The organism is Neobacillus driksii (assembly GCF_013409995.1).
GTDB lineage: Bacteria > Bacillota > Bacilli > Bacillales > Cytobacillaceae > Neobacillus > Neobacillus driksii.
This window is the reverse complement of the sequence record NZ_JACCBX010000018.1, coordinates 114,630-129,129: the sequence shown is the minus strand read 5'-3', so window position 1 is coordinate 129,129 and position 14,500 is coordinate 114,630. Positions and strand designations below refer to the sequence as shown.

The 14,500-nt window shown below is 39.3% G+C and carries 11 protein-coding genes; 4 read left to right on the top strand and 7 right to left on the bottom strand.

Annotation, left to right across the window (positions count from 1 at the left end):
* Nucleotides 1-518: 518 nt before the first annotated feature.
* Entirely contained in the window at nucleotides 519-3,740 is a 3,222-nt protein-coding gene (locus F4694_RS28710) for a DEAD/DEAH box helicase (protein WP_179603344.1), read from the bottom strand.
* A 222-nt stretch (nucleotides 3,741-3,962) separates the two neighbouring features.
* Here F4694_RS28710 and F4694_RS28705 point away from each other — a divergent pair, with 222 nt between their 5' ends.
* Nucleotides 3,963-4,862 carry a DMT family transporter gene (locus tag F4694_RS28705; RefSeq protein WP_179603343.1) on the top strand — a complete coding sequence of 300 codons (900 nt, stop codon included), beginning with the start codon at nucleotides 3,963-3,965 and terminating at the stop codon, nucleotides 4,860-4,862.
* A gap of 65 nt (nucleotides 4,863-4,927) precedes the next feature.
* Here F4694_RS28705 and F4694_RS28700 read toward each other — a convergent pair whose 3' ends face one another.
* A complete protein-coding gene (locus F4694_RS28700) occupies nucleotides 4,928-5,779 on the bottom strand; it encodes a VOC family protein (protein WP_179603342.1) in 852 nt (283 codons plus the stop codon).
* Between the two features lie 303 nt (nucleotides 5,780-6,082).
* Between F4694_RS28700 and F4694_RS28695 the strand changes: the two genes are divergently transcribed.
* From F4694_RS28695 to tatC, 3 genes are all read left to right on the top strand, one after another.
* Nucleotides 6,083-7,702 carry a PhoX family protein gene (locus F4694_RS28695; protein WP_179603341.1) on the top strand — a complete coding sequence of 540 codons (1,620 nt, stop codon included), beginning with the start codon at nucleotides 6,083-6,085 and terminating at the stop codon, nucleotides 7,700-7,702.
* 213 nt (nucleotides 7,703-7,915) lie between these two features.
* Nucleotides 7,916-8,113 carry a twin-arginine translocase TatA/TatE family subunit gene (locus F4694_RS28690; RefSeq protein WP_179603340.1) on the top strand — a complete coding sequence of 66 codons (198 nt, stop codon included), beginning with the start codon at nucleotides 7,916-7,918 and terminating at the stop codon, nucleotides 8,111-8,113.
* Nucleotides 8,114-8,180: 67 nt separating this feature from the next.
* Entirely contained in the window at nucleotides 8,181-8,903 is a 723-nt protein-coding gene (gene tatC, locus F4694_RS28685; RefSeq protein WP_179603339.1) for a twin-arginine translocase subunit TatC, read from the top strand.
* Nucleotides 8,904-9,218: 315 nt separating this feature from the next.
* On the opposite strand, the gene F4694_RS28680 is transcribed toward tatC, so the two are convergent.
* From F4694_RS28680 to F4694_RS28660, 5 genes are all read right to left on the bottom strand, one after another.
* Nucleotides 9,219-10,160, bottom strand: coding sequence for a family 43 glycosylhydrolase (locus tag F4694_RS28680; RefSeq protein WP_179603338.1), 942 nt, complete (start codon nucleotides 10,158-10,160; stop codon nucleotides 9,219-9,221).
* Between the two features lie 47 nt (nucleotides 10,161-10,207).
* Nucleotides 10,208-11,056, bottom strand: a complete 849-nt coding sequence (locus tag F4694_RS28675) for an MBL fold metallo-hydrolase (RefSeq protein ID WP_179603337.1) — start codon at nucleotides 11,054-11,056, stop codon at nucleotides 10,208-10,210.
* Between the two features lie 19 nt (nucleotides 11,057-11,075).
* Nucleotides 11,076-12,050 carry an aldo/keto reductase family protein gene (locus F4694_RS28670; protein WP_179603336.1) on the bottom strand — a complete coding sequence of 325 codons (975 nt, stop codon included), beginning with the start codon at nucleotides 12,048-12,050 and terminating at the stop codon, nucleotides 11,076-11,078.
* A 23-nt stretch (nucleotides 12,051-12,073) separates the two neighbouring features.
* Nucleotides 12,074-13,444 (bottom strand): MATE family efflux transporter, encoded by a 1,371-nt coding sequence (locus F4694_RS28665; RefSeq protein ID WP_179603335.1) that lies wholly within the window; start codon nucleotides 13,442-13,444, stop codon nucleotides 12,074-12,076.
* A 76-nt stretch (nucleotides 13,445-13,520) separates the two neighbouring features.
* Nucleotides 13,521-14,486: a glycoside hydrolase family 43 protein gene (locus F4694_RS28660; protein ID WP_179603334.1), complete on the bottom strand. Its 966-nt coding sequence runs from the start codon at nucleotides 14,484-14,486 to the stop codon at nucleotides 13,521-13,523.
* Between the last annotated feature and the right edge of the window lie 14 nt (nucleotides 14,487-14,500).

The following is a 14,500-nucleotide window of genomic DNA, read 5'->3' as shown; positions in this document are numbered from 1 at the left end:
GTATTAGGCACGCCGCCAGCGTTCGTCCTGAGCCAGGATCAAACTCTCCAAGAAAGTTGATTTAGCTCATTTGTTACGTTGGCTAGTTTCTATAGAAGAAACTAATATTTTTTGTTGACGTTCTTGTTTGTTTAGTTTTCAAAGAACAATGTTTGCTGTTTTTTACAACAGGATATCAGTATAACATTTCTTTTTGCATCATGTCAATTACTTTTTTGAAATATCTTTTTCGTAATCGACAACGTAAATTATATTACATTATATTTTTCATGAAGTCAACCATTTTCTTTTTCACTCGAAAAGCAACATCTTGTTAAAGTATGTTTCCCTCGAGGGAATTACTATATTACTATCATATAAAGAAAGAGTCAACACTTTTTTAAACAATATTTTTTTAGTATAGGCATATGTGCTTCAGTTTAATCAAACGTTTGATTAGTTTTTCCACTAAAGTTTTAGATGAATTTAATCAAACGTTTGATTAGTAAAAATATCTTATACTCACGAAAGATGTTTTTTTAAATCATTAATATCTCTCTAATATCTTCTTCCGTTAGAGTAGAAGATCCTTTTTCTTTTGAATCAATAATTTCCTCTATTAGTTCTCTTTTCTTCTCCTGCAGTTCATTCATTTTTTCTTCTATCGTGCCTCGTGCAACCAATTTGATGACTTGCACTACATTTGTTTGCCCCATTCTATGGGCACGGTCTGCTGCTTGTTCCTCAACTGCTGGATTCCACCAAAGATCATAGAGAATAACAGTGTCTGCACCAGTTAAATTCAAACCCGTTCCGCCTGCTTTCAAAGAAATTAGAAAAAGGTCCCGCTCTCCTGTATTAAATCGATTTGTGAGCTCTAACCTTTCTTCTGCTGGGGTTTGTCCATCAAGATAGAAGTAAGGGATTCCTTGAAGCGCCATTTCTCTGCATATTAACTGGAGCATTTTCGTGAACTGCGAAAATATCAATACTCTTCTTCCAGCCTGTCTGGATTCCTCTAAAATCCTTAGCAGCTGTTCGAATTTAGCAGAACTCCCTTTATACCCATCAACAAATAAAGATGGATGGCAGCAAATTTGCCTGAGCCTTGTCAAACCGGCGAGGATTTTAATTTTATTTTTTCGAAGAGTGTCTTTATCCAAATGTTTTAGTGTGTCATGTCTTAGTTTCGCTAAATAAGCTCCATAGAGTTTCTTCTGTTCTGGCAGCAGCTCCACTAAGTCCACAGACTCTATTTTCTCAGGAAGTTCCGCTAGCACATCTTCCTTTAACCTTCTAAGTAAAAACGGACGGACTCTTCTCGCAATCTGCTTTCTCGTTAAGTGGCTAAAATCCCTCAGCCCTTGAAATAGTTCCGGGAACACAACATGAAAAATCGACCAGAGCTCCTCAGATGAATTTTCAACAGGTGTTCCAGTTAGAGCAAAACGGTGATCAGCCTTAATTCTCTTTACAGTTCTAGCTGTCTGCGTTATTGGGTTTTTAAACGCCTGCGCTTCATCAAAAAACACGGTATGAAAGGCTTGCTTCTCGTACCAGATGATATCCTTCCGCAGCAAAGGATATGAAGTAATAACAATATCTGAATCAGAAAAATGTTGTTGCTTAGCTGCACGCTCTGTTTTACTACCATCAAGAATGACGGCCTGCACTCCTGGGGCAAATTTCTTGATTTCACTCAACCAGTTATAGGTTAATGACGCTGGGCAGACAATCAGTATCGGCAGCTTGTTTTTACGAACACGAGGAAGTTCTGAGAGGATATAGGAAATACTTTGAAGTGTTTTCCCTAGTCCCATATCATCTGCAAGAATCCCTCCAAATCCATAACTAGCAAGAGTTTTTAACCATTTGTAGCCCTGTATTTGATAGTCCCGTAAAATTGGCGCAACAAGTTGTGGCACCTCAAACTTCATACTACTAGGATGTTGGATCGTATCCAAGAATTGACGGAACGAATCCTCAAGTGTAAATGTTGAGTTATCTTCAACAGTGTCAAGGAGCTTTAATCCCTGAACGATTGGTACATTCAACCCTGCTTCAAGATCCTCCGCCTGGACAGGTGCGGCTTGTAGAAAACGTTTGATTTCTTCAAATTCTCTTGTTTCTAAAGAAAGCAGTGCCCCATTCCGCAACCGATAGTATTTTCTTTTTTCCTCAAGTGCGGATAAAACCTCTTTTATCTGCCTCTCCGGGATCCCATCCATATCAAATTTAAATTCCAGCCAGTTTGTTCGCTCTTTTATTACCTTTACTCTAATCCTCGGAATCGTATTTTCTCTAAAAATCCGATTCCTAATTGCTGTTGTAGCATAAATTTGTACCAATTTTTGCAGCTTAGGTACCACATGATATAAAAACTTATACTCCAACTCTTCGTTATGCAAATAGTAGCCACTGTCTGTGGTAGCAAATGAGCTTTCTTCCATTAATTGAATGATTTGCTTTTCCTTTTCTAGGTCCCTAATTAGTATAAGGCCGTTCTGCAATTCCCGGTTTTCTAACGGGTTAATCACGATATCACCGTATTGAAACTCTAAGCCCGCTAACAGGCGATTTTTCAACCGATCCAAATAAAACTTGGCGACTAAAGGCGTTTTCCTGTGGGTGCTCGTTAAATTATGAGGCAGTTCGACCTTACCAAGTCTTTTTAAACCCGGGACCACGTTTTCTAGAAAATAGTCTATTTGTTCTTGCGGAATATCAATTTGATTTGTTTTTGAAGCTTCCAGCATTTCTTTAAGGTTGGCCAATCGTTTGCTGTCCGTTTCTTCAAGCCTAATAAATTTACCTTTATATAGAACAAAGTGGTAAGAATCCAATACAGTTAGACGATTCAACCCTTTTATTCTAAGATGGCAGCCTCCATCCTCTACGGTTGTAAAACTAAATTGGAGAGGTAGCATCTTTTCCGTGAGATGAAGCCCTTCATAGGTTTCCCCATCATTTTCAACCTTCACTAGCGGAGCTTTTACAAGCAAAGGTAATAGTTGATTAAAGGATGATGGCGGTATGAGCAAAAGATTAGGGGAGAATGGTTCTTCTAAGTTGTCTGCCATTGCTTTCACGTATGATTTTTCATCTTGAATCACGAAGAATAGCTGCTGCATCACATCATCAGTCTCTTTATTAAAACAATGAAGACTAGTATTAAAGATTAATGTATCGGAAAGCGCACTTGGATGGCCCTCTTTTACCTGAGAGAGAAACTGGCGAATATCTGCCACTTTTTCGTGCTCAATCTCGAGTTCTATACCTAACAGCTTCTTCCCCTTCCCAATATCGACAGGTTTACATAGAAAATTCGCCCGCAGAACCTGTCTATTCTCAAAATGAAGCTGATGTCTACTTGGCCTTTTGGGTTGATTTGTAAAAAGAGTAAGCAATTCTTTTGTCAGCGCCTGACTAGTTGATGGATCAACCTGTTGATTACTTCGCACTGTAGGAACTGTTCCTTGCTGTTGATGGTGATTAATGGCGAGTAATACGGCCGCAATATGCTGGCAATCGTTTTTTACAGATAGGAGAGTTGGACAACTGCATGTCGTACTTAGTTCCCCGCTCTCCTCTCGATTTATAGTGACATAGAAATCTTCCGTACCTTTAACAGTCGCTTCACAACGATTATTGCTAATAAAATCAAACGAAACTTTGCCCGCTCTATAAAAAGAATCCCCTCGTTTAAAGGAGACAGTTCCGCACATTTCTTTTATCTGTTTCTGACTTAAACTAATATTCAAATGTCCCGCTCCTCTCCAAGGTATCATTTGTATTTACAAAGGTTACAGGCAGCCTTAAATTAAATTCACACTGTCCATTCCACACGGACAGTGTCCACGAGTGGTGCCTGTCACCATAACTTTAACTGTTTCACACACTGTTTACCATTATAACAAATCTTTTTGAATTGACGATACAAAGCAGCTGGTTTATCGTTGTGTATGGATAGGGGTTGAGAATAGATGGCGAGGTTATATGGGGCTTTATTTACCCTCAGTTTAATTTGGGGAACGTCCTTTTTATTTATTAAGCTTTTAGTGGAACCACTGGGAGCCTGGGGAGTCGTTTTTGGACGATGTTTGTTTGGGACGGTTATTCTTTTATTGATTATTGTACTTCGAAAGGATTGGAAAGGACTAAAAGGGTTACCGTTCGGAATAATTGTTCTTGTTTCATTATTAAACAATGCATTGCCATGGTATTTAATAGCGCTGAGTGAGACGAAAATTACTAGCAGCTATGCTTCATTAATTAATGCTACAACACCGATTTGGACACTGATCATAGGTTTTCTTTTCTTTCAAAATAAATTACGGTTGTTGCAGTGGTTAGGGATTGCACTGGGATTTTTCGGTATTATCATATTATCTGGGGTTGATATAACAAGCATTAAGGATCAGTCCATTGTTGGTTTATTCACGATGGTTGGCGCTACTTTATGTTATGGCTATTCAACACATCTTACTAAGAAATACTTATCAACAGTCAGTGTTACTATGATTTCCTTTAGTACACTAATCGTTTCTGCTCTTATTAGTTTCATTATGGTACTCCTCACAGATCGAACTATTTTTACAATGATTCTTGAGCCTTCTATTTTTGGGGCATTAGTTGGTCTGGGTGTTTTCGGATCTGGCATAGCATATCTTTTGTATTATTATTGTATTCAAAAAGGCAGTCCAGAATTTGCGTCCTTGGTGACATACCTCGTTCCAATATCCGCCATGGTCTGGGGTGCTGTTATTCTAAAAGAAGAAATTCACTTTTCGATGATCACTGGTTTTATTTTAATTTTAGCTGGTGTGTATGTATCTTCTAAAAAGCCAAAAGAAAATAGGATTCAAATAAGTAAAACTGCATAATGGTAGTAAGATATTTTAGAAGGTAAAAAGCCTAATCCCCAAAAAAGAGATTAGGCTTTTTGCCTTCATTCCACATATTTCAATCTTATTTGATTTCCCGATGGGTCACTTGTAACATAATAGTCCGCTTCTTTTTCGACACTCGCACCAAGTTGTTTCAGGCGTTCCATTGCTGATTCTCTCGCCGCTTCACTCGGAAATACAAGCGTATACCAATTTAGTCCCACACTATTTTTGGGTGGAGTCTGCGCCCCTACTCCCTGCCAAGTATTAATGGCAATATGATGGTGGTAACCTCCTGTTGATAAAAACACCGCCTGTGGATAATGGCTGACAATAGTAAATCCCAGCCCTTTTGTATAAAACTCTTCTGCCTTCTGTAAATCTCCCACATGAAGATGAATATGGCCCATAATCGTTCCAGACGGCAGCCCTGTCCATTCCGCGTTACTTTCAGCTAAGATACTATTCCCATCTAGTTCAACCGTAGCCATGTCCACCAATCCATTTTCCCACTTCCACTCATTTGAAGGACGATCTCGGTAGACTTCTATCCCGTTACCATCTGGATCCGTGATATATAGCGCTTCGCTAACATAATGATCCGCAGCCCCCAATGGATATCCTGTACCAAGAAAATGACGTAAAAAAACGGATAAATCCGCACGGCTTGGAAGGAGAATAGCAAAGTGATAAAGTCCTGTCATTCGTTCTTCCTTTGGTATCACATTTTCAGGCTGTTCTAACGTTACTAAAGGTGTTTTCCCATCAGTAGTTAAAACAGCTTTCCGGTCAGTTTTCTCTAGTACCTTGAAACCGATAATATTTTGATAAAAAGTTAGTGCATAGTCTAAATCTTTCACTTTAATATTAACTTCGCTGGCATAGATATTTGGACTCTGATGAAAACCCTCCATTGTCTTATCCCCTCCATCACACTGTATTTATATTATTCCCTCAAAATAGAAATTCATTATTAACACTTATATTAAAGATGTATAATTACATTTTTGCAAAATAAACGCACCTTTAAAAAAATCACTATTTATTTTTCGTCAAAAATTTGGTTTTTCTGACAGTCTTATCACCAATTTACAAATTATTAAAATAATTTAAGTTTTCTTAACAATTCTTTACAATCCCTTAATTAACATTAGGTTTTGGACTCCCTATAATCATAGGAGAAAGATACTAAATCAGCTAAAAGGGAGAATGCTTATATGGATCGCCGTTTATTTTTAACCTATGTTGGAAGTGGTACTGCCGCACTTGTTGCAGCTTCATCAGGAATTGGAGCTTTAACTGGGAATGCGATGACTGGAAACCACTTAATGAATGGACAGCCTTCAGGAAAGGGTAAATCACTTACTGCACCGTTCAAACCAGTTAGCCGTACATGGGAAAACGATATGGTACTGCCTAACGGATACAACTATTCTATTATTGCCTCTTATGGAGATAAGATTAATTCTAAGGGTGAAATATTTGGTGATGCTGCTGACCTTACTGTTTATTTTCCAATGGATAGCTTAAAAGGCGGAAACAATTCCGAAGAAGGCTTGATCTGGGTAAATCATGAGTTCCCTGAACCAGGAAACTACATGAAGATGTTAGGAATCAATGAAGCTACTTTTAAAAAGGAGAATCTAGCAAACTATCCTGAGCTTCTCAAAATGGAAAAAGAAGCAGTCGGTGGTTCAGTTATCCACGTTATAAAAGAAAAAGATGGATGGAAGCTTGTGTTAGATGATACATATAATCGACGTGTCGATGGGAATACTCCAATTGAATTAACTGGTCCTGCACGCGGAAGCTCGTATGTAGGTGGAGCAACGACTGTCGTTGGTTCATTAGGAAACTGCAGCGGCGGACGTACTTTATGGAATACCGTTCTATCTTGTGAAGAAAACACAGAATACGGCGATGACTATGGCTGGCCGAATTTTAATGATAACCATTATGGCTGGGTGGTTGAGGTAGATCCATTCGATCCAAAGAGACCTGTACGCAAGCATACCGCCCTTGGTCGTTTTGCCCATGAAAATACTGCAATGGGCTTAACAAATGACGGCAGAGTTGTCGTTTACATGGGTGATGATAAGGGTGACGCGTGTTTCTACAAATTTATTAGCAGCAAGAAATTTAACCCTGCAAATCGTGAGGCGAACTTTGATATTTTAGAAAGCGGAACCTTATATGTGGCAAGTATGAGCCAACAAAAATGGATTGCCCTTGATCGTGCTACAAATTCTAAGCTGCAAACTCCAGAATTTGCTGATCAGGCTGCTGTTTTAACGAATGCTCGCGCAGCAGGTCTTGCTGTTGGAGGAACAAAATTAGACCGTCCTGAAGATGTAGAAATTCACCCACATGATGGATCCGTCTTCTTATCACTAACGAACAACACAGGTCACGGAAACTTCCATGGACAAATTGTACGTTTTGTTCCTGCAAACGGTGATCATGCTAGTGAATCGTTCACGTTTGAAGTGTTTGTGGCAGGCGGACAACAAAGCGGGATTACTTGCCCAGATAACTTGCATTTTGATAGCAAAGGCAATCTTTGGGTAGTCGAGGATTACGCTGCTACTGAAACAAATCAATATGCAGCTTATAAAAATTGTGGAGTATTCATGGTACCAACGGATGGTAAAGAATACGGGGAACCTTTCCAATTTGCTTCAGGTCCAAAAGGCTGTGAAGTAACAGGACCATGGTTAACTCCCGACGAAAAAACATTGTTCCTAGATGTACAGCATCCAGAAACATGGAATCCATACCCAGGTCAAACTTTCGGACGTTCTTGTTTAGTTGCGGTACAAGGTGGAAGCTTTAAATAATCAAGTGGAAGGGGCACTTCTCACCATGTTTGTTTGTTCAAACCACGTCAAGGATGCCTTGAAGTTTATGTATGTTCCTCATATAAAGCTAATTTCAGAGGAAGAAAGTTTTCGTTGTCATCTTTGTAAAAACAAAGCTAAGTATAAACTATTCCAATATTGTTATCAGCGTCATCAATCGAAAAAAGCTATCTAAAGGAGGATACAATAATTATGCTTCAGAACATAGGCATTCCTGGTTTAATTCTTGTTTTAGTTATTGCATTAATCATTTTCGGACCTTCAAAATTACCCGAATTAGGTCGTGCTGTTGGATCCACCCTAAAGGAATTTAAAAAATCTACACGTGAATTGGTTTCCGATGAGGACCCTAGTAAGGTACAGCCTAAAAAAGAGGAAAAGACGATTTAACACTTATCTCGGGAAGATGCAGGCAGAATATGGTGCTTGCGTCTTCTTTTTCTAAGGAGGATTTTCAATGTCTAAACATGATATGGCTTTGATTGGCCATTTTGAAGAATTACGTAAACGACTGATTATCATACTCGGTGCCTTTATGGCTTTGTTTATTTTAGCCTTTGTCTATGTTGAAGATATTTATCAATGGCTGGTTCAGGACTTAGAGGTACAACTAGCTATCTTAGGACCAAGCGATATTTTATGGGTATATTTGATGCTATCCTGCGTGGTGGCAATTTCAGGGAGTATTCCTATAGCAGCCTATCAAATTTGGCTGTTTGTTCGTCCAGCCTTGAAAGATTCCGAACGAAAAGTAACATTAGCTTATATACCATCTTTATTTCTTTTATTTATTGTTGGAATTAGTTTCGGATACTTTATCATTTTCCCGATTGTTTTTCAGTTCCTTCTCTCCATGTCTGAGGGTATGTTTATGACCTTTTTCACCACAGAAAAGTATTTTACGTTTTTACTGCATATGACCCTGCCATTTGGATTTTTATTCGAACTTCCGGTGGTGATTATGTTCTTGACAAGTCTTGGAGTATTGAATCCATACCGATTACAAAAAATTCGCAAGTACTCCTACTTTGTTCTCATCGTAACCGCTGTTTTAATCACTCCGCCGGATTTCCTATCTGATATTTTGGTAGTCATCCCGCTAATCTTTTTATATGAGTGCAGTGTATTATTATCAAAAGTAGTCTATAAACGGAAACAAAAATTAAACTTGGCTGCGTAAAATCGGCTGTTGATTTACTGTGATTGAAAAATAAACGGAAAAATTCCGGCTATATCGGGAAATACCCATATTTCCTTAAAAATAAGCGGAGTTTTTCCGTTTATATGATCCAAATCTTTGAATTTTGTCTTATTTTGAGCAGTTAACCGGAATTTCTCCGCTTATATCCGCTTTTTAGGCTTCCTCTATATGCATTAACCGGATATTCTCCACCTATGAATTCTCATACCTACCCGAAAATCAATAATGAATCATAACACAGCTAAATGTAAAAAAGACTTTGGGATCGCACTGCCCCAAAGTCTTTTTCTATTCTCAGATATGCGGCCAGCCTTCTTGATCCCAATATAATGGTTTAATCCGCAACGTTGGCTTTCCTTTTTTCAAGGCATCATAAGCATGGTTGACTAGAAGGGATGAGTCACCGGAAAAATAAACTGCACAATGTCCAGGGCCAATCCATCTATCATCACCTGCGTCGATTAAGGTTCCTCCACCCTCCATCATTGATACCCCATCTCGATCAAAATAAGGTCCTGTAATAGTCTTTGATCGGCCAACGACAATTTTATAGGTACTTTCAATTCCACGGCAGCAGAAATCAAAAGATACAAACTGATAATAATAGCCATTACGGTGAACAATAAAAGGCGCTTCAATCGTATTTGGCTGTTCCGTTCTGCTTGAAATAGACAAAAGCTCCGCACCCTCTGCTAGCTTCATCGTTACAGGGTCCAATTGAATAAGCTTGATTCCGGACCAGAATGATCCAAAATTCAACCATGGCACACCTTCTTGGTCGAAAATCAAATTGGCATCAATCGCATTGTAGTTGTCAGACTCACTGGAATGGATAACGTATCCCTTGTCCACCCATTTGTAATCAGGATTTTCAGGGTTGAGCGTGGTATTGGTTACTAATCCGATGGCGGAAGTATTTTTACCAAAAGTAGACACAGAATAGTAGATATAATACGTTCCATCATGGAAATATATATCTGGTGCCCAAATACTTTCCTCCTCTTTCTCAGGTACATACTGCTTAGACCACTCGGGTAATGACGGGAAAATTTGTCCTGCCTGCTTCCAGTTAGCCCCATCTTCAGACGTTTTTATTTGAATGCCATTTCCAGTATGAAAAACATACCAGCAAGAACCTTCCTTCGCTATAACCGGATCATGGGCCCATAAATCGCCTTTCAGGTCCCATTTCATGTCGTAAAAATTTGCATTATCAAAGCCTTTTGAGTTATTCATATTCTAATCCTCCAAGTGTTTGAATTCTCGACCTTTACACCTCTTGCTTATAAGTGATAAATAAAACGTTCTCCAGGTGCCATCATATGAAACTTTTGATTTGGATAATGAGTAAACAAGTAATCTACAAAATAAGCAGGATTATCCCGATTATTCGGAAACAAATCATAATGAATCGGAATAATGAGGTCTGCACCTACGGTATTTGAAAATTCCACTGCTTCACGAAAACTCATGTTTCCAACGATTTCCCGTGATGAACGGAAATAGTCCCCGCCATTAATCGGCAAAAATACAACATGGGGTTTGAAGTCCTTTACCTTTTCTATCAATTCCGGGGTCACAATGGTGTCACCACTATGGAACAAGCGAACACCATTTACCTCAATGCAAAAACCTAAATAGTGATGATTACCTTCTAAATCAACTTGATAACTAGTATGAGCGGCTGGAACAGGGGTAATCTGAAATCCTTTTATTTGAAAAGACTCATTGACTTTGGCTGCTGCTATGTTGTTGTTGCCTGTTTCCGACTGGACCATTGATACGAGTGGAGCAGGAACTACAAAAACAGGATTCTCACTACTTTGCCCGACTTCTCTTAACGTGGCAAAATCCAGATGATCATCATGTTCATGAGTGATTAATATAGCGTCTGCGTCTTCCAGCATGTCAGGAGAGAGAACAGGTGGATAAGCCCGCTTAAATTCTGTTTCAGGATTTACTTGTTCAATGCTGTTCGATAGATATGAATCGATACAGATCAACCCATCTTCCTCGCGCCCTTTAATTAAGATCCCTGCCTGCCCTAAATTCCAAAACGAAATAGTGTCATCATGAATTCGCGTGTTATTAAGTTCCTTTATTAAAGGAACCCCTTGTTTATAAACCTTCATCAAAACTCACCCGCTTTTTCTATCTTAATGGCGCAAAGTCTTTTACTTCTTCAAGGATTGAATCTATGGCTTGTAAAACATGTTGATCCATTTTGATATCCACTGCTTGTACATTTTCTTCAATTTGCTCTGTCCTGCTGGCTCCAATGATTGCAGAACTAATGATAGGCTGTCTTAGAATCCATGCCAGTGCTAACTGACTTAACGTAACCCCTAGTTCTGATGCTAAACCGTTTAATTTCTGTACCACTGTCAGGACATCGTCCCGGAAATAACTATTGATGACAAAGTTTGTTGCATCATTCGCAGCCCTGCTATTGGCTGGTTTTTCTGTATTAGGTTTGTATTTACCTGTTAAGACTCCCTGCGCTAATGGAGAGAAAACAATTTGTCCAATTCCTTTTTCGACAGATACCGGAAGGACTTCATCCTCAATATATCTTTCAAACATATTATAAATAGGCTGATTCGAAATAATCGGTCTTAATCGATAATCTTTGCCTATCCCAACTGCTTTTTCAATTTGGACCGCGCTCCATTCACTCACACCCGCATAAAGGATCTTCCCTTGCCTGATCAAATCATCAAGAGCAAGTAAAGTCTCCTCCATTGGTACCTCTGGGTCATAGCGGTGGCATTGGTAGAGGTCAATATAATCCAAGCCTAATCGTTTTAAACTAGCGTCACATTGTTCGACAATATGTTTTCTTGAAAGCCCTCGCTCATTCGGCCCTGTACCCATCGGGAAAAATAACTTCGTTGCTACAACATATGAACTTCTAGGATATTCTTTTAACGCCTCACCCAATACCTCTTCTGCCTTTCCACCTTCATAGGCGTTAGCTGTATCGAAGAAGTTAATTCCCAGTTCATATGCTTTATGAATACAATCATGTGCAGTCTGATTATTTACTGATTTTCCATAGGTCAGCCAGCTGCCTAACCCGATTTCACTTACTTTTAATCCACTGTTTCCAAGTCTGCGATATTTCATTTTGACGTCCTCCTCCTTAGCCTTTAACTAGCAACAACTTCTTTTTTCTCAACAAGGACTTTCTTTTCCCATGCTCTGCTTTTCCATCTAAAATACATGACGATGCCTCTAAACCATTCATCCGCAATAAAGGCAATCCATACCCCAGCTAAACCAAGACCAAACTGTATTCCTAGTAAGTATGATACTGGAACGGCAATTCCCCACATCGAAAGAACGCCCATTTTCACCGTAAAAACAGCATCTCCGGTAGCTCGCAGGGAGTTAACAACGATGAGGTTCAAGGTCCTTCCTGGCTCAAGAATTAAACATAATAATAAAAGTGTACTTCCAACTTTTATTATTTCTGGATCATCTGTGAAAAGACCCATAATGTTTTCTCTAAAAATAGCTATAAATACTGCTATGAAAATAGTAATAATAAAACTTACTTTAAGACTTTTTAATAACTGCTTATAGGCTCCTGCAAAATCACCAGCTCCTACACGGTAACCGATTAAAATTTGCGTACCCTGCCCAACGGCTAATGCAAACAGCATAATAAAGGACATGATATTCCATGTATAAACACGGGTAGACAAAGCCGCTGCTCCGAGAAGGGCTGTAATAGCTGTCATCGCCATCTGGCTTGTATTGTAACTAAGTTGTTCCCCCGCAGCAGGGATTCCTATTTTTAATATTTTTTTAATATGCGTTAATTGGAAATTGATATAATCATTCCATTCAATCCTAATCGGAAGCCTCTTATACATGAACCAAAACGCGATGACTAATGCTGCTGCACGGCTGAAAGCAGTCGATAACGCCACCCCTTTAACGCCCATTTCAGGAAATCCAAACCAGCCATAAATGACTAAGGCATTTCCAATCAAATGGATGAGGTTCATCAGGACAGATACAAACATCGCTTCCCTTGTGAAGCCATTTGACCTCAAAATGGCAGAAACCGTAACGAGCATTGCTTGAAGAAATAAGGTACCGCCGACGATAGATAAATAATCGTATCCGATAATGGCTATGTCCGGATCAAGGTGAAAGATATTTAATAACGGACCTTTAAAAATGACAAACAATACACTTACAACTAACCCCATCCCCAGATTGATGGTTAAGGATATGGCAGAGGCTTGTTTGGCGTCTTTTTTTAAACCTGCACCTAAATACTGTGAGATTAAAACGGCTGTTCCCGTAGCTGTGAAGTTAAATAGAAGAATAGCAAAAAAGACTAGTTGATTGGCTACACCGATTGCAGCGACAACATCATCCGAAATGCGGGATAGCATGATAATATCTGTACTTCCCATAATCATTTGCAGAAACAATTCGATAAAAATCGGCCATGTTATGGCACGCAGGGTCATACGTCTTTGCTGTGAATCTTGTAAACTTTCCATCTGTCTGCCCGCCTTTTGTTTACAGAAAAGGGTTCATATCAAGAACCTGATATGAACCTTATCGTTCTTCCTATATTTATTTAGGGAAACCAAAGTTTGGTGTCCCATCAGGATTCCAAGTAAATTCCTTCGCACAGGTATGGCGGTTCGGGTCATATAACGGATCTCCGACAATCTCTGTGTAGTTCCTTACATGGTAAACCAAAACATCCTTGCAGCCATCCTCTGAGACAGTAAAGCTGTTATGACCTGGACCGTATTGTCCTGTTTCATAACAAGTTTTAAACACAGGCTCTGTGGACTTACTCCATGATGCTGGATTCAGTACATCACTATTTTCATCCGCTGTCAGAATGCCCATAGCATAATTTTCATCCGTGGCACTGCCAGAGAAAGAAATGAATATTTTACCGTCCCGCCTCAAAACTGCAGGCCCTTCATTTACCCAAAATCCAATTGTCTCCCAATCATATTCCGGTTTAGTAATCATGACTTGCGGTCCTTTAATCGTCCATGGGTTTTCCAATGGAGCAATATAAAGGTTTGAGTTACCTCTTATGTTTGGATCTTTTTGTGCCCAGACAAGGTACTGCTGACCTTTATGCTCAAACGAAGTCGCATCAAGGGCAAAGGACTCCCAGTCTGTTTTGATTTGTCCCTTTTCTTCCCAACTGCCTTCTAGGGGATTAGCAGATTTATTTTCAATGACAAACATGCGATGTTGAAATAGTCCATCTACGATTTCCTTTGATGGTGCGGCTGCATAATAGATATACCAGCTTCCGTTGATATAATGGATCTCAGGTGCCCAGATAAGTGCACTCAATGGTCCCGTATCATGCTTTCTCCATGCAACCACAGGTTCAGCTTCTGCTATTCCTTTAATCGTTTTAGAACGCCTCACTTCAATTCGGTCATATTCAGGGACTGAAGCAGTGAAATAGTAGTAGCCATCTGTGTGTTTATAAATCCAAGGATCTGCCCTTTGCTCTATAATGAGGTCCTGTGCTCTTTTCGCTTCTTCGATTGTTACTCTAACCATAAAAATCCCCCTTT

What these genes read in the sequence shown, in the direction of transcription:
- F4694_RS28690 (WP_179603340.1), top strand. Translation starts at nt 7,916, where the DNA reads ATGCTTCAGAACATAGGCATTCCTGGTTTAATTCTTGTTTTAGTTATT.
- F4694_RS28705 (WP_179603343.1), top strand. Translation starts at nt 3,963, where the DNA reads ATGGCGAGGTTATATGGGGCTTTATTTACCCTCAGTTTAATTTGGGGA.
- F4694_RS28700 (WP_179603342.1), bottom strand. Translation starts at nt 5,779, where the DNA reads ATGGAGGGTTTTCATCAGAGTCCAAATATCTATGCCAGCGAAGTTAAT.
- F4694_RS28665 (WP_179603335.1), bottom strand. Translation starts at nt 13,444, where the DNA reads ATGGAAAGTTTACAAGATTCACAGCAAAGACGTATGACCCTGCGTGCC.
- F4694_RS28670 (WP_179603336.1), bottom strand. Translation starts at nt 12,050, where the DNA reads ATGAAATATCGCAGACTTGGAAACAGTGGATTAAAAGTAAGTGAAATC.
- F4694_RS28660 (WP_179603334.1), bottom strand. Translation starts at nt 14,486, where the DNA reads ATGGTTAGAGTAACAATCGAAGAAGCGAAAAGAGCACAGGACCTCATT.
- F4694_RS28695 (WP_179603341.1), top strand. Translation starts at nt 6,083, where the DNA reads ATGGATCGCCGTTTATTTTTAACCTATGTTGGAAGTGGTACTGCCGCA.
- F4694_RS28680 (WP_179603338.1), bottom strand. Translation starts at nt 10,160, where the DNA reads ATGAATAACTCAAAAGGCTTTGATAATGCAAATTTTTACGACATGAAA.
- F4694_RS28675 (WP_179603337.1), bottom strand. Translation starts at nt 11,056, where the DNA reads ATGAAGGTTTATAAACAAGGGGTTCCTTTAATAAAGGAACTTAATAAC.
- tatC (WP_179603339.1), top strand. Translation starts at nt 8,181, where the DNA reads ATGTCTAAACATGATATGGCTTTGATTGGCCATTTTGAAGAATTACGT.